24 protein-coding genes are annotated in these 25,456 nt (G+C 38.4%); 12 read left to right on the top strand and 12 right to left on the bottom strand.

Annotation, left to right across the window (positions count from 1 at the left end):
• The first annotated feature begins 95 nt into the window (after positions 1 to 95).
• A complete protein-coding gene (locus AW17_RS00835; RefSeq protein WP_029274179.1) occupies positions 96 to 974 on the top strand; it encodes a cupin-like domain-containing protein in 879 nt (292 codons plus the stop codon).
• 104 nt (positions 975 to 1,078) lie between these two features.
• Positions 1,079 to 1,693 carry a sugar O-acetyltransferase gene (locus AW17_RS00830; RefSeq protein ID WP_029274178.1) on the top strand — a complete coding sequence of 205 codons (615 nt, stop codon included), beginning with the start codon at positions 1,079 to 1,081 and terminating at the stop codon, positions 1,691 to 1,693.
• Between the two features lie 254 nt (positions 1,694 to 1,947).
• Here the strand turns inward: AW17_RS00830 and AW17_RS00825 are convergent, their stop codons facing one another.
• The gene (locus AW17_RS00825; protein WP_029274177.1) at positions 1,948 to 2,373 is read right to left on the bottom strand and encodes a YybH family protein; all 426 of its coding nucleotides are present in this window, start codon (positions 2,371 to 2,373) and stop codon (positions 1,948 to 1,950) included.
• Between the two features lie 93 nt (positions 2,374 to 2,466).
• Here AW17_RS00825 and AW17_RS00820 point away from each other — a divergent pair, with 93 nt between their 5' ends.
• The 5 genes from AW17_RS00820 (at position 2,467) to AW17_RS00800 (ending at position 9,069) form a co-directional block, all read left to right on the top strand.
• Entirely contained in the window at positions 2,467 to 3,348 is an 882-nt protein-coding gene (locus AW17_RS00820) for a carbohydrate kinase family protein (RefSeq protein WP_029274176.1), read from the top strand.
• Between the two features lie 969 nt (positions 3,349 to 4,317).
• Positions 4,318 to 5,415: a vWA domain-containing protein gene (locus AW17_RS00815; RefSeq protein WP_029274175.1), complete on the top strand. Its 1,098-nt coding sequence runs from the start codon at positions 4,318 to 4,320 to the stop codon at positions 5,413 to 5,415.
• A 158-nt stretch (positions 5,416 to 5,573) separates the two neighbouring features.
• Positions 5,574 to 7,061 carry a magnesium chelatase ATPase subunit I gene (locus tag AW17_RS00810; RefSeq protein WP_029274174.1) on the top strand — a complete coding sequence of 496 codons (1,488 nt, stop codon included), beginning with the start codon at positions 5,574 to 5,576 and terminating at the stop codon, positions 7,059 to 7,061.
• A 5-nt stretch (positions 7,062 to 7,066) separates the two neighbouring features.
• Entirely contained in the window at positions 7,067 to 7,393 is a 327-nt protein-coding gene (locus AW17_RS24780) for an AAA family ATPase (protein ID WP_245234983.1), read from the top strand.
• A gap of 419 nt (positions 7,394 to 7,812) precedes the next feature.
• On the top strand, positions 7,813 to 9,069 hold the full coding sequence (locus AW17_RS00800; RefSeq protein WP_029274173.1) for a metallophosphoesterase: 1,257 nt from the start codon (positions 7,813 to 7,815) through the stop codon (positions 9,067 to 9,069).
• A gap of 255 nt (positions 9,070 to 9,324) precedes the next feature.
• Here the strand turns inward: AW17_RS00800 and AW17_RS00795 are convergent, their stop codons facing one another.
• From AW17_RS00795 to AW17_RS00785, 3 genes are all read right to left on the bottom strand, one after another.
• Positions 9,325 to 10,014, bottom strand: coding sequence for a response regulator transcription factor (locus AW17_RS00795; RefSeq protein ID WP_029274172.1), 690 nt, complete (start codon positions 10,012 to 10,014; stop codon positions 9,325 to 9,327).
• A gap of 106 nt (positions 10,015 to 10,120) precedes the next feature.
• Positions 10,121 to 11,794, bottom strand: coding sequence for a sensor histidine kinase (locus tag AW17_RS00790; RefSeq protein WP_029274171.1), 1,674 nt, complete (start codon positions 11,792 to 11,794; stop codon positions 10,121 to 10,123).
• A gap of 3 nt (positions 11,795 to 11,797) precedes the next feature.
• Positions 11,798 to 13,681: a S9 family peptidase gene (locus tag AW17_RS00785; RefSeq protein WP_029274170.1), complete on the bottom strand. Its 1,884-nt coding sequence runs from the start codon at positions 13,679 to 13,681 to the stop codon at positions 11,798 to 11,800.
• 228 nt (positions 13,682 to 13,909) lie between these two features.
• On the opposite strand from AW17_RS00785, the gene AW17_RS00780 reads away from it, so the two are divergent.
• Positions 13,910 to 15,733 carry a tetratricopeptide repeat protein gene (locus tag AW17_RS00780; RefSeq protein WP_029274169.1) on the top strand — a complete coding sequence of 608 codons (1,824 nt, stop codon included), beginning with the start codon at positions 13,910 to 13,912 and terminating at the stop codon, positions 15,731 to 15,733.
• Positions 15,734 to 15,816: 83 nt separating this feature from the next.
• On the opposite strand, the gene AW17_RS00775 is transcribed toward AW17_RS00780, so the two are convergent.
• Both AW17_RS00775 and AW17_RS00770 read right to left on the bottom strand, forming a co-directional pair.
• Entirely contained in the window at positions 15,817 to 16,389 is a 573-nt protein-coding gene (locus tag AW17_RS00775) for a GNAT family N-acetyltransferase (protein ID WP_029274167.1), read from the bottom strand.
• Positions 16,390 to 16,406: 17 nt separating this feature from the next.
• Positions 16,407 to 16,670 carry a hypothetical protein gene (locus AW17_RS00770; protein WP_029274166.1) on the bottom strand — a complete coding sequence of 88 codons (264 nt, stop codon included), beginning with the start codon at positions 16,668 to 16,670 and terminating at the stop codon, positions 16,407 to 16,409.
• A gap of 108 nt (positions 16,671 to 16,778) precedes the next feature.
• Between AW17_RS00770 and AW17_RS00765 the strand changes: the two genes are divergently transcribed.
• A complete protein-coding gene (locus AW17_RS00765) occupies positions 16,779 to 17,090 on the top strand; it encodes a DUF4286 family protein (protein WP_029274165.1) in 312 nt (103 codons plus the stop codon).
• Between the two features lie 44 nt (positions 17,091 to 17,134).
• Here AW17_RS00765 and AW17_RS00760 read toward each other — a convergent pair whose 3' ends face one another.
• From AW17_RS00760 to dtd, 3 genes are all read right to left on the bottom strand, one after another.
• Positions 17,135 to 17,464: a nucleotide pyrophosphohydrolase gene (locus AW17_RS00760; RefSeq protein WP_025143974.1), complete on the bottom strand. Its 330-nt coding sequence runs from the start codon at positions 17,462 to 17,464 to the stop codon at positions 17,135 to 17,137.
• Positions 17,454 to 18,995, bottom strand: coding sequence for a glycosyltransferase family 39 protein (locus tag AW17_RS00755; protein WP_051691562.1), 1,542 nt, complete (start codon positions 18,993 to 18,995; stop codon positions 17,454 to 17,456). Before AW17_RS00755 ends, AW17_RS00760 begins: the two co-directional genes overlap by 11 nt.
• A gap of 91 nt (positions 18,996 to 19,086) precedes the next feature.
• Positions 19,087 to 19,539: a D-aminoacyl-tRNA deacylase gene (gene dtd, locus AW17_RS00750; protein WP_029274163.1), complete on the bottom strand. Its 453-nt coding sequence runs from the start codon at positions 19,537 to 19,539 to the stop codon at positions 19,087 to 19,089.
• Positions 19,540 to 19,569: 30 nt separating this feature from the next.
• Here dtd and AW17_RS00745 point away from each other — a divergent pair, with 30 nt between their 5' ends.
• A complete protein-coding gene (locus AW17_RS00745; protein ID WP_029274162.1) occupies positions 19,570 to 20,019 on the top strand; it encodes a hypothetical protein in 450 nt (149 codons plus the stop codon).
• 636 nt (positions 20,020 to 20,655) lie between these two features.
• Here the strand turns inward: AW17_RS00745 and AW17_RS00740 are convergent.
• Positions 20,656 to 21,702, bottom strand: coding sequence for a 3-oxoacyl-ACP synthase III family protein (locus tag AW17_RS00740; protein ID WP_029274161.1), 1,047 nt, complete (start codon positions 21,700 to 21,702; stop codon positions 20,656 to 20,658).
• 124 nt (positions 21,703 to 21,826) lie between these two features.
• On the opposite strand from AW17_RS00740, the gene AW17_RS00735 reads away from it, so the two are divergent.
• Positions 21,827 to 22,108, top strand: coding sequence for an ATP-dependent Clp protease adaptor ClpS (locus AW17_RS00735; RefSeq protein ID WP_029274160.1), 282 nt, complete (start codon positions 21,827 to 21,829; stop codon positions 22,106 to 22,108).
• 113 nt (positions 22,109 to 22,221) lie between these two features.
• Here AW17_RS00735 and AW17_RS00730 read toward each other — a convergent pair whose 3' ends face one another.
• Positions 22,222 to 22,821, bottom strand: coding sequence for a thioredoxin family protein (locus AW17_RS00730; RefSeq protein WP_029274159.1), 600 nt, complete (start codon positions 22,819 to 22,821; stop codon positions 22,222 to 22,224).
• Between the two features lie 195 nt (positions 22,822 to 23,016).
• Positions 23,017 to 23,802 (bottom strand): 16S rRNA (adenine(1518)-N(6)/adenine(1519)-N(6))-dimethyltransferase RsmA, encoded by a 786-nt coding sequence (gene rsmA / locus AW17_RS00725; RefSeq protein ID WP_029274158.1) that lies wholly within the window; start codon positions 23,800 to 23,802, stop codon positions 23,017 to 23,019.
• Between the two features lie 185 nt (positions 23,803 to 23,987).
• Between rsmA and pdxA the strand changes: the two genes are divergently transcribed.
• Positions 23,988 to 25,067, top strand: coding sequence for a 4-hydroxythreonine-4-phosphate dehydrogenase PdxA (gene pdxA, locus AW17_RS00720; RefSeq protein ID WP_029274157.1), 1,080 nt, complete (start codon positions 23,988 to 23,990; stop codon positions 25,065 to 25,067).
• Positions 25,068 to 25,456 lie beyond the last annotated feature (389 nt).

The raw sequence follows: 25,456 nt of genomic DNA, 5'->3' as shown, positions 1-25,456 counted from the left end.
TTACGTGATTTTAGTCACATTTACCTGTTAACATCAATTTTGTAAAATAAAATTTACACATTTGTTGTTCGGCACAAATAACCGATTTTAAGCGCATGAGTTTCATTTTAAAACCTGTTGATATCGTTGAGAGCATCACTCCCGAAGATTTTAAGAAAAATTATCTGAAAACTAAACGTCCGTTAGTAATCAGGGGCCTAACTAAAGACTGGCCTGCCAGAGAAAAATGGACGACTGAATATTTAAAGGAAATTGGTGGCGAACTCGAAGTTCCACTTTACGATAACTCTAAAGCCGATCCATCTAAACCGATCAATGCAGCTACAGCGCATATGAAATTTGGCGATTACCTTGACCTGATCAAACGGGAGCCAACTGAACTGCGTATATTCTTTTTTAACCTGTTTAAAAAAGTACCTAGCTTAATAAATGATGTAAAAATCCCTAAAGATTTAATGGGTGGTTTTATCGAAAGTATGCCTGCTATGTTTTTTGGCGGCTCTAACTCGGTAACCTTTTTACATTACGATATCGATTTACCGCATATTTTCCACACGCATTTTGGCGGTAGAAAGCACATCGTTCTTTTCGACAACAAATGGAAAGACAGACTGTATTGCCTGCCAAATGCAACTTATGCTTTGGAAGATTATGATGTGGCCAACCCTGATTTCGAAAAATTTCCGGCACTTAACGGTGTAGAAGGTTATGAAGTTTTCTTGGAGCATGGCGATACTTTATTTATGCCAACCGGAATGTGGCACTGGATGAAATACCTGGATGGGTCGTTCTCTTTAAGCTTAAGAGCTTGGGATCAATCAATTACGCGCAAAGTAGCCAGCGTTTGGAGTTTATTTACCCACGGTGCGATAGACAGTTTAATCAAAATGACTTTTAAAGAAAAATACGCCCACTGGAGAGAAAAAAAAGCAGTTAAAATCGCCGAAAGGGCTTTAGCCAAAGGCAGACCATAGAAAAGTACTGAAAAAGTAAAATACAACGGGGCATCGGTTACGATAGCCCCGTTTTTTGTTATAATTGCGTTTAAACACCGAGAATTAGAAATCAGGTACCAAAGATGGAAAACAATATCCTTAGCGAAAAAGAAAAAATGCTGGCCGGCAAAGCTTATCAGGCTGGCGGCGAAGAACTATCAAAAGAAAGATTAAAAGCGCGTGAAATTGTTTTCGAGTTTAATAACCTAGCGCCAAAATTTATCAAACAACGGAAAGAGTTATTAAAAAGGTTATTCGGAAAAACAGAACGGATGTTTTACGTAGAACCTCCATTTAGATGCGATTATGGCTACAATATTGAAATTGGTGATAATTTTTACGCAAATTTTAACCTTGTTATTTTAGATTGTGCCAAGGTACGCATTGGCAATAGCGTTTTTATTGCACCAAATGTGGCTATTTATACCGCTGGCCATCCTATTCATGCACATTTACGCGATCAGGAATATGAATGGGCACAGGAAGTGACCATTGGCAACAGTGTTTGGATCGGTGGAAATGTAGTGATTAATCCAGGGGTAAAAATCGGATCCAATGTGGTCATCGGATCAGGCAGTATTGTAACCAGGGATATTCCTGATCATGTTTTTGCCGCAGGAAATCCATGTAGGGTAATCCGCCAGTTAACAGATGCAGACAAGGATTATTATTATAAGGATTTTAAGTTGGGGGAATAAATAAAATACAAATTAATCATCGTCCCCGTTTGTAACGGGGATGAATGAGAAAGGCGATTTTATCGCCATTAAATTTATTCTAGAGGCTGTAATAAACCTAGTTTCATTAGAATTTGTCACGTTGAGCTTGTCGAAACGCCTTATACGGGTTATGGCAGGTCCTTCGACAAGCTCAGGATGACAATTCTATAAGCTTATTGCATTACGATTCCCAATCAAGTTGAGAATGACGATTTGATCAAAACCTTCCATCCTTAGCTACTATGATCGGCAACTACTTTCCATTCGCCCTTAATTTTTTTAATTAACAAGGTAAAATATCCTTTAAGTTCATCCTTTTCGCGTTTAACATTCCAGCTGCCCAATACAAAAGCCAAATCAGGCTTTAAAAAATCGACCTTTTTAATTCCAAACACCAAAAAACCCATTGCCGATTTATCCGGATAGCCCTTCTTATAATTATCCAATGTTTTCTGCCAGCCATAAGTTGGTCCGTTTTTACCTACAAAAAGTAAACTATCCGATTTTTCATACCCCTGCATAAAGGCTTCAACATCGCCTTTGTTCCAATCTGTGCGTTGCTTTTCGAGTAAATTAAGTATGGCCTGTTTATCATTTGCATTTTGAGCAAAAGCGCTAAAAGAAGTTAAAAACAATGCAATTACAAGTATTCTTTTCATGGTTATTTAAGTTGAGGTAAAAATTAAAGATAAGAAACAAATTATTTTGTTCCATGCGTAAAAATTCTTTATTTACATATCTATAAATCTCCTATGCAAAATAAAGTAATCACAATTGGCGAAATACTCTGGGATGTTTTCCCAGAGGGTAAAAAAGCTGGCGGCTCGAGCATGAACGTTGCGCTTAATTTGCATAAACAAAGTATAGATAGCAGTTTTATTAGCGCAATTGGTGATGATGAAAATGGAAAAGAGCTATTCGATTTTCTAGCCAGCAGTCATTTTGCAACTGATTTGATTCAGGTAAACACCGAGTTACCAACCAGTACGGTTGCGGTGCGGTTGGATGAAAACCATCAGGCCACTTATACGATTAAACAACCTGTAGCATGGGATGACATCAAAATCAACGATAAAAACATAGCCGCCGTAAAACAGGCAGATGCATTGGTATATTGCAGCTTAACCTGTAGAGCGGAAGGATCTAAAAAAACTATCCTTACGCTCTTAGAAAATGCAAAGATTAAAATCTTTGACATCAATCTCCGTGCTCCTTTTTATACAAAAGAATTAATTGGAACGCTTTTGGCAAAAGCGGATATCCTAAAAATAAATGAAGATGAAATTTTATGGGTGAAAGAAGCGTTTGCTTTAACTGGCAATACCGATGAGCAACTTTTAAAGCAACTTTCCAGTCAGTTTAACATTGAAATCATCTGTCTCACACTTGGTGATAAAGGCGCCTGTGTGTTAAAAGATGGCAAGTTGTTTAAACATGCTGGTTACAAAGTACAAGTGGCCGATACAGTTGGTGCCGGCGATGCCTTTTTAGCCACATTTATTGCCTGTTATCTACAAGGTTATCCTATGGAGACCACATTAGATAACGCCTGCAAAGTTGGGGCATTTGTAGCCTCTCAGCCTGGCGCAAATCCAGGGTACAATAAAAAGATTTATCATATAGCCTTGGGGTAAGCCTTCGTAGACCTCGCAGGTTTTAAAAACCTGCGAGGTCTATCCTAAAACGGTGGGTTTTGCGTTAGGGATTGTAAGGGTTCAGTACCGATTAGGCATCTGTTTTTATTTAATTACGGTATGCTTGCTTGTTTCACAGGTCTTTATCGGTACTGGAGCGAAGCGAAGCCCTGAAAAGCCCGCCCCTTTCCCGTTTTTCACCTATCGTGTGGACACATCTTTTTGAGGTTATTTTTAGGCGTTCTGCTAGCTTCCTCGAATGACACATTGTTTTAACCGAAGAACGCCGTCAATCCCAAGGGCCAGAGAAATCAAAAAAACAGTTGCAGGAAAGAACAAATAGTACTACCAAACCTTAAACGCAGTGGTTTTGTGTTCCTAGATGCTAATTTAATGCTTTAAGAAATATTGAACACAAACCCCGAAGGGCTCAATCAGCCCAAAGAAAACACAAACAAAAACTGATTAAACGAAGTGCTGCTGTTTTTTTGATGTGTGTGGGGTTGTGTAAAAGGCCCATTGCTGGATTGACAGAGCGCTTTGGGTACTTAGGCGCTCCAAAATGCGCCAGCATTCTTGAGCACAAATAAAAATAACATGATCTGCGAAAAACTACCATGCCACCGCGGCATAGAGCGAAAAAAAATACATTTATCTCCAACTATAGTTTTTTAAGATCTCAAAGCCTGTTACTAGCTTGAAAGATGCTGAAATAAATTCAGCATGACGACCGCCTTATGAATGTGTACTAAAAATAAATATGGAATTAACAAAAGATGTGTCCACACGATAGGTTTTTCACGGGATTGGGAAACGCCCAGATCAGTTTGACAGTTTTAAGTTGGCATTTGCAGTTCAATCGCTTTGGTCTTTCAGCTTTTACCTTTCTGCATTGTTCCAAATATGACACCGCGCTTAAATTAATACAAAGCGAAACTTTTATCTTCGATAAATCGTTAATACAAGCACATGAGAGGTTTTCGTTTTTCTGATTATAAGCCGGGCGATGCGCCAAAGGGTGGGTTTGATGAGTTGCTGAAATTATTTAGCGAACTGCTGAATTATACAGCTGGAGATGCAGCAGAGGCTTTAAGCTGGCTGAACGAGCTCGACAAACAATATAAACTAACCAATAACGATTACGGCATTGGTAATTTTATCGACGACCTGAAAGATAAAGGTTATCTTACGGAAGACAATCAATCCGGGGAATTTAAAATTACAGCCAAAACCGAACAGACTATCCGCAAATCGGCCCTTGATGAAATTTTTGGGAAACTAAAAAAGTCCGGACGGGGAAATCACAACAGTAACCAATCAGGAGTTGGTGAAGAAAAAAATGCCGATAGACGCGAATACAGCTTTGGGGATAGTTTGGATCAGATTGATATGACGGCTTCTATCCACAATGCGCAGATTAACCATGGGATTGGTGATTTCACCTTAACCGATCGCGATCTGGAAGTAGAGGAAAAGGATTTTAAAACCTTAACATCTACCGTATTGATGATCGATATTTCGCACTCGATGATCCTATATGGCGAAGACCGGATTACCCCTGCAAAAAAAGTTGCGATGGCTTTGGCCGAGCTGATTAAAACGAAATACCCTAAAGATACTTTAGACATTGTGGTTTTCGGAAATGACGCCTGGCCAATTAGTGTGAAAGACCTGCCTTATTTACAGGTTGGTCCTTACCATACCAATACTTATGCAGGATTAGAATTGGCTGCTGATTTACTCCGTCGCAGGAAAACGCATAATAAGCAGATTTTCATGATTACTGACGGAAAACCAACCTGCTTAAAAGAAAATGGCAAATACTATAAAAACAGTATGGGTCTGGATAGGAAGGTAATTAATAAAACCTTAAACATGGCTGCCCAATGTAAGCGCCTGAAGATCCCGATTACTACATTTATGATTGCCAAAGACCCTTACCTGCAACAGTTTGTGCGCCAGTTTACCGAAATTAATGGCGGCAGGGCTTTTTATAGCTCGTTAAATGGCTTGGGCGAATATATTTTTGAAGATTACATTAAAAACAGACGTAAGACGGTTAAATAAGTTAGAGGGCAAAATGTGGAAGGTTTAAGGTAAAACCTAAAGCCGAAAATCCAACCCAACAAGTCTTAGAAACATTTAAACAAGGGAAGATTTAGCGATTGATGTTGCATGCTGCAACCTTAAACTCCAAACCTTAAACCTTAAACCCATTTTAAAAGATGCAAAACACCACATTAGGCGAATTAAAAACCACTGGATATAAATCGAGATCTGTAAAAGAAGAGCTTAGGGAAAATCTGATTAAAGTTCTCCGCGATAAAAAAACTGAATTTGAGGGCATTATCGGCTACGATGAAACGGTGATTCCTGAATTGCAAACAGCCATTTTATCGCGCCACAATATTTTACTTTTAGGTTTACGTGGGCAGGCTAAAACACGAATTGCCCGTTTGATGGTAAACCTATTGGATGAATATGTACCATACGTGGCCGGAAGTGAGATTTTTGATGATCCATTGAATCCAATTTCATGGTATGCTAAAAACGAAATTGCCATAAAAGGTGATGATACTGAAATTGCATGGTTGCACCGTAGTGAAAGGTATACCGAAAAACTGGCCACGCCCGACGTTACTGTTGCAGATTTAATTGGCGATGTTGACCCCATTAAAGCCGCAACATTGAAATTAACCTATAATGATGAGCGTGTAATCCATTTTGGATTAATTCCGCGTGCACACCGCAGCATTTTCGTGATTAATGAGCTTCCCGATTTACAGGCACGTATCCAGGTGGCATTATTTAACATGCTGCAGGAGAAAGATATCCAGATCCGTGGTTTTAAACTGCGGTTACCCCTGGATATTCAGTTTGTATTTACCGCAAACCCTGAAGATTACACCAACCGTGGAAGCATTGTTACACCTTTGAAAGATAGGATTGAAAGTCAGATTTTGACCCACTATCCTAAAACCATAGAAATTTCGCGCAAAATTACTTTTCAGGAGGCAAAATTAACCACCGATCAAAAAGCCAATATTGAGGCCGATGGATTGGTAAAGGATTTAATCGAGCAGATTGCTTTTGAGGCACGTAAAAGTGAATATATCGACCAAAAATCGGGTGTTTCGGCCAGATTAACCATTTCAGCCTATGAAAATTTAATCAGCACCGCTGAAAGAAGAATGCTGATTGCAGGCGAGAAAAATACTTTTGTACGTTTATCTGACCTTGCAGGAATTATCCCGGCAATAACAGGTAAAATAGAACTGGTTTACGAAGGCGAACTCGAGGGGCCAGCGCATGTGGCTACAACCTTAATCGGCAAAGCGGTTAAAACGTTGTTTGCACGTTACTTCCCTGATCCTGAAAAAGCAAAGAAAAGTAAAACGGCTAATCCTTATACCGAAGTAACCGAATGGTTTACGGAAGGCAACAATGTAGATGTTACCGATGCTTTAACCAATGCACAGTATAAAAATGCGCTGATGCTGGTACCAAGTTTATACGATCTGGTAAAGAAGTTTCATCCTAAATTAAGCGAAAATCAAACTTTATTGTTAATGGAGTTCGTATTGCATGGTTTAGCTGAATACTCACAATTGAGCAAAAATTATTTAAATGGCGGCTTCGGTTTCGCTGATATGTTTGGCAGTTTATTTAACGCCGAATTTGACGAAGAAGAGGACGAAGACGATTTCAGATAAAATTAATGGAGTTTAACGGATATCTTTTATCGCTAAGGTTAAAACAAGAGCACCTTCCTAATGGGTATCCGTTTAATATTCCATGCTTAAAATCTTTTGAAAAGTTAGACTTCCATCCTAATGTTACATTTTTTACCGGCGAAAACGGGGTTGGAAAATCGACTTTGATTGAAGCCATAGCGGTTTACCTTGGTTTCAATGCAGAGGGCGGTAGTAAGCACTTCAACTTTAGGACTTCAGAAACACATTCTGTTTTGTATAATTATTTAGCGATAACTAAAAGTTTCAAACAAATTAAGGATGGTTTCTTTATAGGGAGAAAGTTTTTATAATGTTGCTAGTGAGGTTGACAAATTGCAAGCGATAGAATCATATGGACATATTTCCTTACATGAACAATCGCACGGAGAATCTTTTTGGGCGCTATTTATGAATCGCTTTAGTGGCCATGGCGTTTATATCCTCGATGAGCCCGAATCGGCCCTTTCGGCTACAAAAACAAAAATGCCCAATTCATCATAGCCACACACTCTCCGATCTTATTATCCTACCCCAATGCCTGGATATACGAAATGTCGGGAAATAAAATAGCTAAGGTTAAATACGAGGAATCGGAAGTTTACAGAGTTTATAAAGCCTTTTTAGATCATCCTCAACGAATATTAAATAATATATTTACTTCAAATACTTAATTTAGACGGGTCAAAAGAACCTGTCTTATTTTTTAATTTAACCCGAATAACCCGATCGTATGGGAAGACTACCTTTCATCATTGCCGCCTGCATATTCATCATAGCTTTTGACATTTATTGTTACAAAGCTATTATTGCTGTTTTTAAAAAATGGAAACCGACTACTAAAAAAGTATTCGCTATTGCCTATTGGAGTTATAGCCTACTTTTGATTTTCGGCGTTTTCTGCGGCATTTACCTCAACCTTTTCCTTACGTTAAGAGCCATTATTTTGGTTGCCTTCTTTTTAACCGTTGCCTGTAAACTGGCTATGCTTCCATTTTTGATCTTGGATGATTTACGAAGGTTATTCATTAAAATTTTCAGGAGAAACAAAAAAAATGAAGTTACCACAGCACAAAACATAGTAACTGCAGCAGAACCCATTTCTCGCTCTGAGTTTTTGGTTAAAGCTGGATTGGTGGCAGCAGCAGTACCCTTAACTTCGTTAAGCTGGGGCATCATTTCTGGCGCATACGATTATCAGGTGCGACGGGTAAATTTAATCCTCCCTAACCTACCCAAAGCATTTGACGGCATTACCATGGGACAGATTTCGGATATCCACTCTGGAAGCTTTTACAATAAAACAGCCGTAAAGGGCGGTGTAGAAATGCTATTGGGCGAGAAACCCGATTTCATTTTTTTTACCGGCGATTTAGTGAATAACCTTACCAACGAGGTAAGAGATTATCAGGATATATTTTCGAAAGTAAAAGCACCTCTTGGTGTATATTCAACATTGGGAAATCACGATTATGGTGATTATTTTTTTGGCAAAGAATCCTCTCCAGCCAAGGTAAAAAACCTGAAAGATATGGTTGATGTGCATAAAGTAATGGGATACGATTTACTAATGAATGAAAACCGGAGATTAAAAGTAGATGGAGAAGAAATCGGGATTTTAGGCATCGAAAACTGGGGCATGGGCCGCTTCCCTAAATATGGAAAAATGGAGCTTGCTGTTCAACATACAGACGATTTACCGGTTAAACTGTTGCTTAGTCATGATCCTTCGCACTGGCGTGGAGAGGTTTTAAAGAAATATCCACAAATAGATGCGATGTTTAGCGGACATACCCACGGAATGCAGTTTGGCGTTCGTTTCAAAGAGGCGCAATGGAGTCCAGTGCAATACATTTACAAAGAATGGGCGGGTTTATACCAGGAGCAAAAACAACAGCTTTATGTTAATGTGGGCTATGGCTTTTTAGGTTATCCGGGCAGGGTTGGTATTTTACCTGAGATAACTATATTCACCCTAAAGAGAGCTTAGTGGTGTCAGATGTTACCATCTGACATGGATATAGTATTTTACCTGAGATTACAATATTTACTTTAAAAAGGGCATAATAGCGAATATACTAAGTTGATGTCACATTGAGCTTGTCGAAATGCTTTAAAAGGTTCCTCGACAAGCTCAGAACGACAGCGTCTATTTAATTATCATCTTCGTGGTGTCAGATGTTACCATCTGACATGTATATAACCGTCAGATGGTAACATCTGACGGCACAATAATCTTACGGCACTACCCAGCATTAAAGCGATAACCTACGCCCCTAACAGTCTGTAGCAACTGCGGATTATCAGGATTTAATTCTATTTTCTTACGCAAGCGTACAATATGCATATCGAGCGTTCTGGTGTTCACATCAGAGTTGTAGCCCCACACCACCAACATCAATTCATCGCGGTTGATTACTTTACCCGGATTGCGCAAGAAATAAAGCAGGATACGGTTTTCCAATATCGTTAACTCGATCTTCTTTCCATCCCTAAACAACGTGTGGATGTTTGGATGATGTTCCATATTACCAAAACGGTGAATTTCGGCAGTATCTTTATTCACAATAAATTTCACCTTACTCTCCAACATCGCAACCAAAACATCCATATTAAATGGTTTGGTGATATAATCAGATGCACCAAAGTTATAGGCGTCAATTTTATCAACATCCTGCGCTTTAGCAGTCATCATAATGATCAGGTTTTCGAATCCTTGCTTGCGCACATTCTCGCAAACTTCTGCGCCCTGTTTACCCGGCATCATCCAATCCAATAAAACAATATCAGGCTGATCGGCAACAATCATTCTTTCACCAGCTTCGCCATCATTTGCTTCAAGCACAGTATAACCTTCAGCCTTTAAACGGTGGGCCACAAGAAAGCGAAGATTTTCATCATCTTCTACAATTAATATTTTTACTTCTTTTGACATTTGTATGTGTGTTTTATATGCGGTTGTAATGTTAAAACGCTGTACTGTTTAAAGGTTAAACTCAACTTTACAACCTTCAAACCTGTAGCCTTTCAACTCTTAAAATTTAACTATTATAAGGCAGTACTATTTTAAATTCGGTACCGCTTCCTACTTTACTTTTTACAGAGATTTCTCCCTCCATAAAGTTAACCAGTTCTTTGCAAAATGCCAAACCGAGGCCTACACTGCCCATTTGGTTATATTCATTCTGAATCCTGAAAAACTTCTTAAATATATTGTTTAATTCTGATGCTGCGATACCTATTCCCTTATCGGCAAACCGAAAAACCAGCACCCCTTTAATCAACTTTGCACTAATGTGTAATTTTTTCTGTTCTGGTTTCGAATATTTGTAGGCATTCTCTGCCAGGTTATCGAATAAACTCCCCAATAATACCGGATCAGTAATAAAGGTTTTAAAGCCCACCACCTCATAGGTAATCTTAAAATCGGGATGTTTTAATGTATGCGATTCGATGGTACTTTCAATAAAATCTACAATATTAACTTCTTCCTGATTCAGTTTAATCGCCTTATTTTCAATCTGCGTAAAGGCCAGTAATTTGTTCATTAAACCATTCAGCTTGTCGGCTTCTTCATCCAGTATCTTGCCATAAAGTTGCTGTTCCCTCTGGCTTAATGTAGTAGCACTTTTAATATTGTTCCCCGCAATCTTAATCACACTGACGGGTGTTTTAAACTCATGCGTAAGGTTATTCACAAAATCGTACTGCAGCTTAAACATTTTACTGTTGATGTTCAGGTTACGGTAAATTAAAAAAGCAACCAATAAAAGTACGCCGTATACCAATAAAAGCACCAGGGCGATCGGCATGAAGTAAATAAAAATTTCTTTCTTGATGTAAGATCTTGATGAAATGAGGTATAACTTAAAATCAGAAAATGCGCCCGGCAGAGCAATTTCGGTATTAATATTTTCATCAGAAGTATCAATCGGATCGTAAGTCAACGGCTCAATCCTGATCGTTTGGTACAGCAATGGTCTGGTATTGATGATCTTTATTTTATGTGCATCGAGATTAAAAACCAGTACATCCTGTTGATAAACAGGCGCTGGATTTAATTTCCGTCTGATCATATCTTTATAGGCCCTTAAATCTTCCCGACGCGGAATATTTAAATAGGTGATTTTATTTTCATTTGAGTTAACGATAGAAAAATTAGTAAACAGTTCCTCTTGTGTGGGTACCGATGCTGTATCCAGATCCTCAACAAAAGTGGCAAGTTTTATGGCTATTGCATTAAAATCGCTCCCCACATTAAAAGACCTGGTATCATCTTCTGAATATAATTTTACCGAATCGGGCTTAATACCTTTACCAAACTGAAAAATAGATTTAGGGCCAATACCTAAGTGGTTTGCATTGATCCCATCCTTTACAGGAACATTCTTTACCTCTGTATCATAAAAAGTAACCTTCGAGATAAAAGGATATTTTAACATCACGGTATCTACAAACTTTGCTGCTGTAGAAGAATCTAAAAAGCCGCTATAATACGAAATCTCGGGCATTTTATTCTGAAAGAAATCGCTATAAGGCTTAATACTTTGCTCTAGCACGTTTACTTTCTCAGATACAAAATCGTTCTCAATCGATTTCTTGCTGTAGTTAAACGCTAAAAAAAGCGATAGAATAAAAAGAATGGAAATGAGTACAATGAAGGTTATACCGAGCGAGAAATTTTTACGATATCCACTTTTTTTATCTAAGGCCATACCCTATTTCTTACCTAGATTTTCCTGTAAAAATTCTTCTAATGCTTTGTACAAAGCCGTTCTGCTCTGTTGACGTACTATAGGGTTTGGGCCTTCTTCCTTTTCGATATAGGTAACCTGAACATTCCGTTTTTTCAGCTCTTTAATAAACTGAACACCTTCCGCTACATTAACACGAGGATCTTTAGGATTCTGCGCTATAAAAACAGGCGTTTTAAACCGGTCGGCATGGAAAACAGGTGATGCAAACCGCATATAATCGGTATCGGTTACCGGATTGCCAACAATTTCGTAATACATCTGCAAATTTGCTTTTAAAAACGGTGGAATTGTTTTCAGGTAACTAAACAAATTGATTACTCCTGAATTTGACCCACCACATTTATAAAGATCGGGATTTTTATACAAACAATTTAATGCAATATAACCACCAAAACCATTGCCATAAATGGCGATTTTTTTAGGATTGGCAATTTTTTTGGCAATTAACCATTTTACGCCATCATTAACGTCTTCCTGAATTTTATCGCTCCACTGCTTAAAACCAGCGGCATAAAAAGATTTACCATAGCCCGTAGACCCGCGATAGTTTACCTGCAAAACAGCATAACCACGGTTAGCCAAGAATTGAACCTCTGCATTATAGCCCCAACTATTTCTCCCTGCAGGGCCATTATGCGGCAGAACCACTACAGGCAAATTAACAGCCTTTTTATTTTTGGGTAAGGTTAAGTAACCGTTAATGGTTAAATTATCCGAGCTTTTAAAACAGATCGGCTTCATGGCACTCATATCGCCCTGTTTAATAGATGGGCTAATATCAGTTAGTTTTTTAAGTTTATTCTCGCTAACGGTATAGAGATAATAGGAACCCGGATTTTTATCGGTAAATGTTCTTACCACAAAAACCTTGTCCATTTTATCTTTATCCATAATTTTCCATTCAGTACCTGGCAAAAGCCGATCTATTTTGGAATAAGTAATCTTGGTACTGTCATCAAGGTAATATTTTTCCTTTTTCCAGGTTTCGCAGGTTACAAAAAGCATTTTCTTTTGTGGTCGCGAATATTTTGCATCTACTACATTTAAGGTATCGTTTGCAAAAAGAACTTGTTTTTCTTTACCTGTTTTTAAATCGAGTGCCACTAGCGCATTCTTATCCCTATTTACATTTGAAATGACATAAAGTATATTAGGTTGGCTTTCGGAGAAGGCAACTGGCTGTAAAGTGGTTTCGAAATTATTGGTAATTACCGGAGCAAAGGCCTGGTTTTCGTTTTCCCGGTACATTAGAGTTTCGTTCACCCCATCACTCGCTACAGCAATTTTCAACACCCCTCTGTTATCTGTCATCCATTCGGTAATATTTCCAGGGTTTTTAGCTGCAATATCCATTTTACCATTCCGAACATTTAAGCGGTAAACATCAAAAACTGTCGAATCGCGTTTATTGGATGCAACAATAATGTATTTATCATCAATCAACTGATCTTCTATTACCCTTAACCTGTTTTTCTCGTTTGCACTCAGCTGAACCTGCTTGCTTCCATCTTTATTGATCACGAAAATATCCGATTTACGCTCTTTAGATTCGTCTTCAGTATAATAAATCAACTCGTTATTGCTGGTCCAGAAATGAAAACTGATATTCTTCCCATTCAGATGGGTTAACTGAAGACTATTTCCAGTAGCAAGATCTTCAACAAAAAGATCAAGTTTTTTATCATGAAGCTTTAAATAAGAAAGACTTTTCCCATCCGGAGAAATGCGATAATATGCCTTATCCTGCGTTTTAAAAAAGTCGTCCACAGGAATAGTATCATTGTTCGTGCCTTTACAGGCCCAGATCAATGCAACCATTAACAATAGAAAAATCTTTTTTAGCATAAATAAATCCTTTACGGGATGACAAAAATAAGTATCATAACAACTTAACTGCGATTTACACCAACAATGTTACTTATGCAATCAATAATAAGTCGTGGTTCAATTTAGTATTTATAAAATACCTACAAAATAAAATACAGGTAACATTTAAAATACGTTTAATATCAATTGATGCTTTAGCTAAAGATGTATTAAAATGTTACATTTAAAACTTATAATTTAGGGTTTATGAACCGCTTGCTTTTCATCATATTCTTATTTCTATCTCTTGGGGCCAATGCACAAATCTTCCGTCCCAATCAACAGATTGCACCTGATGAAAGTAGCCTGGCCATTCAATACTATAATGATGGAGATTATGAAAAAGCAGTTGTGCTACTGGAAAAACTTTATGCCATACCCAATAACGAAGCCTATTTTGATATTTACTTTAATACATTGGTAAAATTGAAGCGTTATGATGTTGCGGAGAAAGTGGTTAAAAGGGAAATAAAAAAAAATCCCCAGGGTGATGTTTATCCAATAGCATTGGGCAAACTTTATCAAGAGAAGGGTGATGTACAAGCGGCAAACAAGATTTTTACCGATGTAATTAATAAACTTCCGAAAGATGAATTTAAGATCAGGAATTTAGCCAATAGTTTTTATCGTTTTGAAAATTATGAATTTGCGGTTCAAACTTTTAAACAGGGTAGAAAACTGTTGGGCAACGAGCAACTCTTTGCCTTTGAGCTATTAAATATCTACCGTTTTAAAAAGGATAAGCCAATGCTCATGCAAGAGTACCTTGATGCCATGGGTACCATGCCGCAGCTTTTACCGCAGACTGAAGCCGTACTGGCCTCCATTTTTGAGGACAAAAACGATTACCAAACCTTTCAGGCAGCCATTTTAAGAAAAATACAGAAAGAGCCCGATGCCGAAATTTATATTCAGTTACTTACCTGGAACTATATCCAACAACAGGAATTTGATATGGCCCTGCGCCAGCTAATTGCATACGATAAACGCACCAAAGCTGATGGAGGCACCTTGTTTAATGCCATTTATACATTTGTTGACAATGGCGCATACGAAACAGCGATTAAAGCTTACGATTACCTGTTAACTAAAGGAAAGGATAACCAGTATTATCTTCCTTCAAAAATAGAAATGCTGAATACCAAGTATAACCTGCGCACCAACGGGAAATATACGGTAGCCGATCTTGATCTGTTAGCGAAAGATTATCAGGCCTTACTGGACGAAAACGGCAAGAACAGAAACACACTTTTCGCGATAAAAAAACTCGCAAACTTGCAGGCTTACTATTTAAATCAACCCAGCAGTGCAGAAAAAGAGCTGGAAGAAGCAATAAAAATGCCTGGCATTAACGATCAGGAGTTAGGCCAGTTAAAACTTGATTTAGGCGATATCTATATTTTAACCAACCAACCCTGGGAAGCTTTTTTAGTATACGAGCAAGTGAGCAAACAATTTGAAGGACAACCCGTAGGAAATGAGGCACGTTTCAGAAGCGCTAAACTTTCATTTTATCAGGGTAATTTCGAATACAGCAATGGCCAATGCCTGGTTTTAAAGGCTGCGACTTCACAACTCATTGCAAACGATGCGCTGAATCTGAGTTTACTCATTAACGATAATATTCAAACCCCTGCAGATAGCAACGCGCTAAAAATGTATGCCGATGCAGAGATGCTTTTATTCAGAAACCTCCCTGAACGAGCAGTTAAAAAAATGGATAGTATTGCGATAGCGTTTCCACAAAATAGCCTAACCGACGCGATAATGATGAGTAAAGCAAGAATTCTCATCAAAGCCAACGATTTCCAAAAGGCAGCCGATATCTTGAAAAAGGTAACTGAAGATTTTAAAGATGGGATTTGGACAGACGATGCACTTTTTACCTTAGGCGATCTTTATGAAAAGAAATTGAACGACATTGCGCAGGCCAAAATCTATTTCCAGAAACTGATTACGGATTATCCGGGAAGTATGTTCAGTGCCGAGGCCCGAAAAAGGTTTAGGAATTTACGCGGAGATGGAGTTTGATTAGTTCAATGGTTCATTAGTCATTAGTGCGTTCGTAATGGTTAATCGGTTAATTGTTGTAACTGGTTAATTGCCCCACACGCTCAACGCCAAACGCTATAACGTTTCCAATCCCAAACCACAACATTCCATTCTACAGCGTTGTTATCTGTATAAGTATGAATAACCTTGAAACCAATACGTTTATGTGCGTTCATCGATCGTAAGTTAATGCTGGCAATTTCAGTGATCGCGAAATCGTATTTAGATTTAAAATAATCTTTATAAGCCCGATAACATTGATCGAACAAACCTTTACCACGATAAGCCTGACTAACGCAAACCTGCCCTACAACGATATAGGAATAAGAAGAAACGGATTTACCGTGATATTGGATGTGATCGAAACTTTCGTACATTTCAACCAATCTTGGGATATCATTTTTAGATTCCTCAGTCATTGCTAACACATAAGCCACTACCAATTCTTCATCTTTTGCAATAATGTTGGGTTCGTGCCGATGCATCTTTTCCAGATCATCAAGCGAATGCGAAACGGTAACAAAGCCTTCTTCTTTTATTTGTTCTGGAGTTAAATCTTTCTTTAAGTTTTGCTTTTGAAGCTCAAGAATGCCTTCAAGCTCTTTTGTAGTAGAAGATTTGGTAATGACAATCATTTCTGGATATGGATGGCTTAGGCATCTAATGCAATAATAGTTAAGGTTAGCAACAAAACGAAGCAAATTGCTGCCAAAATTAAAATTCTGGCGCCATGCTGCCTATCGGTTAGTGAATAAGAAAAAACCTTTTCGCCAGTATTTAATGTTCTCTTTTTCTTCATTAAATCCCAACCAATCATCAGCCCTAAAATGCCGCCGAAAATTGCAGTTAGGTACCCAGTATAAATATAATTACGTGTGGAATTGTCTATTTTTTGAGAGCCGTTAGTTCGTATCATGCTTAAAAACAATGGGATTCGTCAAACTTAACAGATTGACACCACTTTGAAGAATAAAATCCATTATCATCAATTTTTTAACATTTATATATTATTTACCTTTGTGCCATGTTTTTATATAATGTTACGCTCATCTTAGATGATGCAGCGGCTGAAGAGTGGTTACAGTGGATGCAAGATGTTCATATCCCTGAAGTGATGGCTACGGGTATGTTTATTTCCAACCGTTTATTAAAGGTTGTAGACTCACCGAACGAAGGGGTAACTTATTGCGCACAGTACGTTGCCAAAACATTAGATCATTATAATAAATACCAGGAAATATTTGCCCCTGCTTTACAGGCTGAACTAAACGAAAGATACAAAAACCGCTTTGTGGCTTATCGTAGCTTAATGGAATTTGTACCTCCAACCTCCTAAAGGAGGCTTAAACCACGAAAAATATAAAGTCCCCTTTAGGGGATTTAGGGGTTTAACTTCTCATTATTCTTATGCCTATCTGCATCGCGGATACTCTTTTTTTCCAGGTTCTTTTCTAAAGCATCGGTAAGGTTTATGCCTGTTTGATTAGCCAGACAGATTAAAACGAACATCACATCGGCCATTTCATCGGCGAGGTTTACTTCTTCGTCGCTTTTTTTAAACGACTGCTCTCCATACTTACGCGCCATAATCCGTGCAACTTCTCCAACTTCTTCCATCAAAATGGCGGTGTTGGTGAGTTCGTTAAAATAGCGGATGCCTGTGGTTTTAATCCAACGGTCTACGGTTTCCTGTGCTTCGTTAATGGTCATGTTTTTCTTCTTCTATTTCTGATTTTATAATGCTGCTCACATCAATATTGGCATCCTCAAGCAAAAACACACCTGCACCTTCTTCTCTCGCGTAAGGTGTTTTTATCTCTCCTATTTTGGTAATCCTGGCAAAAAATGGTTGCTCTCTCTTACGCCGTGGATCCTCATCTTTCCACCCAGTGATCATAATTAAATCCTTGATCGGTTTATCCATTTTAAACCAAAAAAGATAATCGGCATTGTACGATACCGCATTGATGTTTTTATATTTAGAATAATAGTTAATCGCACCAGCTTGTCCATAATTATCGGCACGTACCAACAGCGGCGATTTATCTTTAACCTTCCCGTAAGCAACATCAACAAGTGCTGCCAATTCCTTCCAGCCCTGCATATCGGCATAATCTTGTGGCAGTTGGTGGTTTCTCCCGTCTTCCCATCGCAAGGCACCTACCCGTTCGAATCTCTTATGATGTGCTACAATTTCATCAGGACTATAAACTGGCATAATAAGCGGTATCAAATAAATGAATGAGCCAATATTAAAGGCAAACAGTAATCCAGTTAATACATATTTCTTTGCTAAAACCCGACTTAAATAATGCGCTCCGAAAGCCAATAAAACCGGGTACAAACCTAATGCATAATAATCTTTTGCCTTAAAATAGCTAAATACAATAAGTGTAAACAGATAGGAGAAAATAATCCATCTGTATTTGCTGAAATCCTTATAAAAAATCAGGCTGCCAATGCCTGCTAAAAGAATAAAGATCGAACTGATAAAAAAGAGGAACTGTCCGATAAAAAAATCAATCCGGTTTACATGAACCAATTGAGTTGCCTGTAAAAGTTTCATGTGGGCGAGCACCGGAAGGTGATTATTAATCTGCCAGATTATATTGGGCGAAATGATTAAAAGCGCCAGTAAAATGGCCAGATAAAGATGTTTATCGGTAAATATTTTTCGTTTTGATGTAATGAGTATAGCTGGTAGTAAACCAATGATGAGAAAAAGGATGTTGTATTTATTTAAAAAACCTAAAGCGACAAAAATGGCAAAGGCATACAGGTATCTGGCTTCGTTTTTATCGAAATATTTTAACAGATAATAGAATATAGCTGTCCAGGCCAAAACATCGAAAGAATTGGGCTGGTAAAGGGTATTTAGCCTGAGCATGGCAGAACACAGGCAAGCTACAGCAACCAGGCATTTGGCCAGTAAGTTACCCTTTAAAAAACCGACAATTTTCCAGCAGTACAATATGGTGAAGGCGCCTAATAATGCAGGAACTAGCTTTACCACGAAATATCCATTGCCAAAAGCTTTAATAAGCCATGAAAATAGCGAGGTTAACGGCGGAACAGAGGTGAAACCCGCAGCGAGGTGGTTTGCCTGATCTAAATGCAGAAATTCATCACGGTGCAGCTCGTAAACTGAATTGACCAATACAAAAGATAACACTAACTTTAAAATCAGAAAAAACGCAAGACAACTGTATTCCGCTAGCCGGTTCGGATTTTTATCCTTCATATTTAGCTTAGGTTAAATTTTGGAATAAATTAATATTATTTTTTTGACCATTCAAGACTTAATAAGTTACGTCACTACTGATTAAATTTAATTATTCCTTATCTTTTGTATCAATCAAAATTGTAACTGGTCCATCGTTTAAAAGTGCGATTTTCATATCAGCACCAAAAATTCCGGTTTTTACTTTTTTACCCAATAAAGCCGATAGCTTTTCGATCATTTTCTCGTAAAGTGGAATCGCTACATCTGGTCGCGCTGCCCTTGTAAAACCTGGACGGTTTCCTTTTTTGGTAGATGCAAATAAGGTAAACTGGCTGATCAATAAAATATCTCCGCCCACATCGGCAAGTGCTTTATTCATCATTCCGTTTTCATCTCCAAAAACACGCATACCGATAATTTTCTGTGCTAACCAATCCAAATCCTCTAAAGCATCGGCATCTTCTATGCCTAACAACACTAAAAATCCGGTATCAATCGCTCCCGTAACCTCACCATCAACCGTGCAACTTGCCTGTGTAACTCTTTGTAAAACTGCTCGCATTTTATACTACTTTTGCTCAATAAAATTGATATGCGCAAGATAAGTATTTTAGTGATTTCTATGTTTCTCTTCCTTGGGTGTAAGCAAAAATCAATTGTTCACCCTACTTTTTATTATTGGAAAACGGATTATCAGAACAAAAAGGAAGAAACCAGTTATCTTGATCAATTTAAATCTAAATCTTTGTACATGCGGATTATGGATGTAGATTTTAATCCAGATCTGCAGCTACCTGTACCTATTTCGCCGATTAAATTTTCAGATCCGCTACCTAAACAGATCGATATTATCCCTGTTGTGTTTATCGTTAACGAGGTTTTTAACAAGATTGACACCATGCAAACAGCGGTTATGACCGATCGCATTGTTAAATTTGTAGCCGCAAAGGTAAAACAGGCCGGAAAGCAAAATTATGCGGAATTACAGATTGATTGTGATTGGACCAAAGGCACCAGAAAAAGCCATTTTAATGTGTTATAATATGGGTGATTTTATTAAGCCAAAAGTACAATAGGCCAATCGACTACATCACTATAAAGAACTTCAAATGAACGGTCGCCATCTCGACCGAAGCACCGCGGAGTAGAGAGATCTTTAGATGTAGATTTAGCTTCACTGAGCCTCGGGTTCTCGACCTCGTTGCACTTCGCTACCATTGACAGACCTCCAAAGAAAGGTCGTCCTTGCGAGGCACGAAGATAACCGAACGAAGCGAGCTCATGAATGCCTTTAAAAACAACGGCACAAATGAATAATCTTAATGCGCACGCTAGTAGCGATCGTTGTAAGATTGCTTCGTCGGCTGAAAAAGCCTTCTCGCAATGACGATTCCTCGCAGCTTACAATTTTTTTGTCATTCATATTGATTTTTATACAATAAATTATCCCTCGAAATGACGAATCTATATTAATGAGAAAACAGTCTTATTTTATCCTAACTTGCTTGGCTATTTTAACTAAACCCTAAACCCTAAACCCTAAACCCTAAACCCTAAACCCTAAACCCTAAACCCTAAACCCTAAACCCTAAACCCTAAACCCTAAACCCTAAACCCTAAACCCTAAACCCTAAACCCTAAACCCTAAACCCTAAACCCTAAACCCTAAACCCTAAACCTACCACCTAATCAGTGCGCTGGCCCAGGTAAAACCCGATCCGAATGCGGCAAGGCAAACCAGATCGCCATCTTTAATTTTGCCTGCTTCCCAAGCTTCGCATAAGGCGATAGGAACAGAAGCTGCTGTGGTATTGCCATATTTTTGGATATTATTAAAAACCTGATCATCATTTAAACCCAACAACTGCTGCACATATTGGCTGATTCGCAAATTTGCCTGATGTGGCACCAACATATCAATATCTTTCTCCGTTAAATTATTTGCGGCCAAAGCCTCTTTAATTACTTCAGGAAATTTTACCACCGCTTTTTTGAAAACCGATGGCCCATCCATATAAGGTAAAGCGGCACCGCTATCCAAAATTTCCTGCGTCATAAATAAGCCACCCAACTCCTGTTCAGGATAGGCAGGTTTATCTTTCAACCATTTATTGGCATGAGAACCTGGATAATACATGGCCAAAATTTCGGCATCGGCACCATCGCTATGTAAATGTGTACTTAAAATCCCTTTCCCTGCTTCATCTGTAGGCTGTAATACCACAGCGCCAGCACCATCGCCAAAAATCACCGATACATTACGGCTACGTGTTTCGAAATCCATGGCGAACGAATGTTTCTCGCTTCCCACTACCAGCACATTTTTATACATACCTGTTTTTACAAACTGATCGGCCACAGAAAGTGCATAAACAAAGCCCGAACATTGGTTGCGGATATCTAAAGCACCAATTTCACCCATGCCCATTTCGCGTTGCAATAATACGCCACAACCCGGGAAATAATAATCGGGGCTTAATGTGGCAAAAACGATAAAATCGACATCCCTAACGGTAATCCCAGCCCTTTCGATCGCAATTTTGGCTGCCTCAATACCCATTGTGGTAGTGGTTTCCTCGTTACGATCGGCAAAACGGCGCTCTTTAATACCGGTACGCTCCTGGATCCACGCATCGTTGGTATCCATAAAACGGCTTAAATCATCGTTGGTATATACATTTTTCGGAACGTAGTAACCTATTCCGGCTATTTTAGACTGGTGCATGCTATTATTTATATTTCGGTTAAACAAAGTTAATCATTTATTGCCTAAGCCATTATTATTAACAAAGGAACAAAATCTTGTTACTCGATACTAAATACTTGATACTAATGTTTATTTTTGCGCCATGTCTACAGAAACCAAAGAAGAGACCTTTACGCTCGAAGAAATTTTAACTTCCCTAAAAACCGTACATCGCCTTATTTTGTGGAATGATGATATCAATACTTTCGATCATGTGATTTACTGCATGATGAAATATCTAGATTATAACGAATCGCAGGCTGAGAAAATTGCCTGGAAAGTACATAATGATGGAAAATGCCCTGTTTTGGAAGGATCATTTACCGAAATGGAAGTTTACCGCAAAATTTTACAGCAAGAGGGATTAACTGTTTCTGTTGATTAAATTTACGAAGTAAGATTTTTTCTACGAATCGTCATGCTGAACTTGTTTCAGCATCTTTAGATAGACCCTGAAACAAGTTCAGGGTGACGACCGCCTAAAATGAAACTATAAGATTATAACTTTAGCCCCTTCAAAAGTTCATTTAATCCGGCTTGTGTCGTCTGCGTTTTATCTTTAGCGTACCAGCTGTGAAGTTTTTCTGCCAAAATTGGCATTTCAGTGCTTTCTTTTCTCCACTCTTTTAAAAGCTCCTGCAAAATTTGTGGCCGTGGACCCCAGGTCCCTAAAACTTGGCCTGCTGATTCATTTAACACAATTAAAACCGGAATAGCTCTTCCACCATTGGTTAAATGCGCATCAATTAAGGGCAAATTTTTATCGCGGAGAACAAATTTCAGATCAATTTTTCCTAATGATGCAGTCGCGATTTTATTGAACACCGGAACAATCTGGGCAGCATCACCACACCAGCCTTCGGTAATCACTAAAAATTTATAATTTTCTTTAAGATGATCAATGGTTGAAGTCAACTCATCGGTTAAGCTAACTGTTTTATCCACACGACTCATCCTTTGCACATTCATTTTAGTATAGTGCAAATCGTAAGTTACATCACCAGTAGCTTTTCCCTCCAAAAGAAGTTGATCAATCAATGCACGATAGGTTTGATAATCCATTCCTTGCGTGCTGAAAATTTCGCTGTAATTAACCACGATGTTTAAAATTATGTCGCAAAGGAAAGGAGAAATTCAATGAAAATAATCACGGATTTGCAAGAATCGCTTCGCCGATGATGACACAGATTTTAGGATTACATAGGTGTTTTTTCAAAGCTGTCATGCTGAGGTACGAAGCATCTGCACCCGATGAAACAGATGCTTCATGCCTCAGCATGACAAATAAAAATGCTAAACCTCCATCAACTTAGTCACATGCTGCGTTAAGGCTACAAAATCTGCAACGGTTAACTGCTCGGCACGTTTCTCGAAGTAGATATGATCGTCCATTTTATCTTTAGGCATCACCGCAGAAACAGCGTTACGCAAAGTTTTTCTCCGCTGGTTAAAACCTGCCTTAACCACCCGCCAGAATAATTTTTCATCACAGTCTAAAGTCTCCACTTCGTTTCTGGTTAAACGGATCACTGCAGAGTGTACTTTTGGAGGTGGATTAAATGTACCCGGTTTAACGGTAAATAGATATTCAATTTTATAATAAGCCTGAAGAAATACGCTCAGAATTCCATAATCCTTACTTCCAGCAGGTGAAGCACAACGTTGGGCAACTTCTTTCTGAAACATCCCAACCATTTCTACAACCTTGTTGCGGTTATCTAAAATCTTAAATAAAATCTGTGATGAGATATTGTATGGAAAATTACCAATAATGGCAAACTGACCTGGAAAAATAGCATCGAAATCGAGTTTCAAAAAATCGCCATTAATCAACCGATCGCCAAGCTGAGGATATTTTTCATTTAAAAAGTGGAAAGATTCGGTATCAATATCAATAAGATAAGTTTCTAAGTCTTTACGCTGCAGCAAAAAATCAGATAGGATTCCCATCCCTGGCCCTACCTCTAAAACCTGATTGTATTTATCGGTGTTTACCAATGCCTCTACAATGCGGTTGGCAATGCCTTTATCGGTTAAAAAATGTTGGCCTAAATGTTTTTTCGCTTTTACTAAACTCATCTTTACGTTTTCTTTTGCCACAGAAACACAGAAAAAATGGAATTTGAAATGAATATGATCAGTTTATTTTCCGTGTAAACCGTGTTTCCGTGGCTACTCTATTTTGCACAAAATAACTAATTTTTATCCGGTAAGCACCTGTTTAAACGAAAATCAGTAATTTGCGCTAAAATTTTCCAGTAATTATGAGCGATAAACTTAAAATTGGCATCAGTATAGGCGACGTAAACGGCATAGGTTTAGAGGTAATCATTAAAACATTATCCAATCCTGCCATTTTAAATTATTGTATACCGATTGTTTATGGCCATACCAAGGTTTCATCTTTTCATAGAAAAGCAAATAACCTGGGTGATTTCAATTTTAACGTAGTTAGCCATGCCAACCAGGCACAGCCAAAAAAGGCAAACATGATTAATTGCTGGGAAGAAGATGTGAAAATCGAATTGGGACAGGTAACGCCAACAGGTGGAAAATATGCACTTTTATCACTTGAGCGCGCAACAGCCGATCTGGTAAACGGCGATATTGATGCACTGGTTACCGCTCCCATCAACAAACATAACATTCAATCAGAAACTTTTGCTTTTCCGGGCCATACCGAATACCTGCAGGAAAAAAGTGGTAGTAAAGATGTGCTGATGTTTTTGATCAGCGAAAATTTACGTGTGGGTGTAGTTACTGGTCACATTCCGGTGAAAGATGTTCCAACCTTGATTACAAAAGAGAAAATTATCAGTAAATTAAAACTGATTAACGAAAGCCTGAAAAAAGATTTTTGGATCGAAAAACCAAAAATTGCCGTTTTAGGCTTAAACCCACATGCGAGCGATAATGGTTTATTGGGCACCGAAGAGGCTGAAATTATTACACCGGCCATTCAGGAAGCCTACAATAAAGGTATTGTTTGTTTTGGCCCATACCCTGCTGATGGCTTTTTCGGCAATGGTAGCTACAAACAGTTTGATGCCGTTTTGGCCATGTACCATGACCAGGGCTTAATTCCTTTCAAAACATTAGCTTTCCATAATGGCGTAAATTATACCGCTGGTTTAAACTTCGTGCGCACCTCTCCCGATCATGGAACAGGCTACGATATTGCGGGTAAAGACCTGGCTGATTCTACTTCTTTCACCGAAGCATTGTTTTCGGCTATCCATATTGTAAAAAACCGTAGGGAGCAAGAAGAAATGTTGGGCAATCAGTTGCGTACAGGTGGAAAAGTGGTTGAAACGCAGTTTGATATTAAAGATGATGCGTCTTAAGGTAAAAGGTTGAGGGTATTAAGGTTGAGGGTTTGTAAAGAGTAGAAAGACTAAAGCATATAAGAACGATAGGCTATAATAAACTTGGCTTCGGACATCTAACCTCGGACTTTCTAAAAACTAAAGCGGTCAATTATTTATTGTAAAGCAAGTGCTGTGTTTCATCGGTTCCGAAAGTCCTGCTATCCGTTTCAATCTTTTTGTGATTGTCATACTGAGCTTGTCGAAGCACCATATCAAAAAGTATTTCCACTCTATCAGGTTTATTTTAGGTAAAATTGTGCATCAAATTCAAAATGAACGGCACTAAAAAACCCAGTTACGCAGCGGCAGAAAATTAATTGAAACTGCTAGTGATGTGAAGGATGATGCGAACTAGTGACAACCAC

The organism is Pedobacter borealis DSM 19626, from assembly GCF_000708285.2.
Lineage (GTDB): Bacteria > Bacteroidota > Bacteroidia > Sphingobacteriales > Sphingobacteriaceae > Pedobacter > Pedobacter borealis.
The sequence above is the reverse complement of the archived record's forward strand: the minus strand, read 5'-3'. Positions and strand labels throughout refer to the sequence as shown.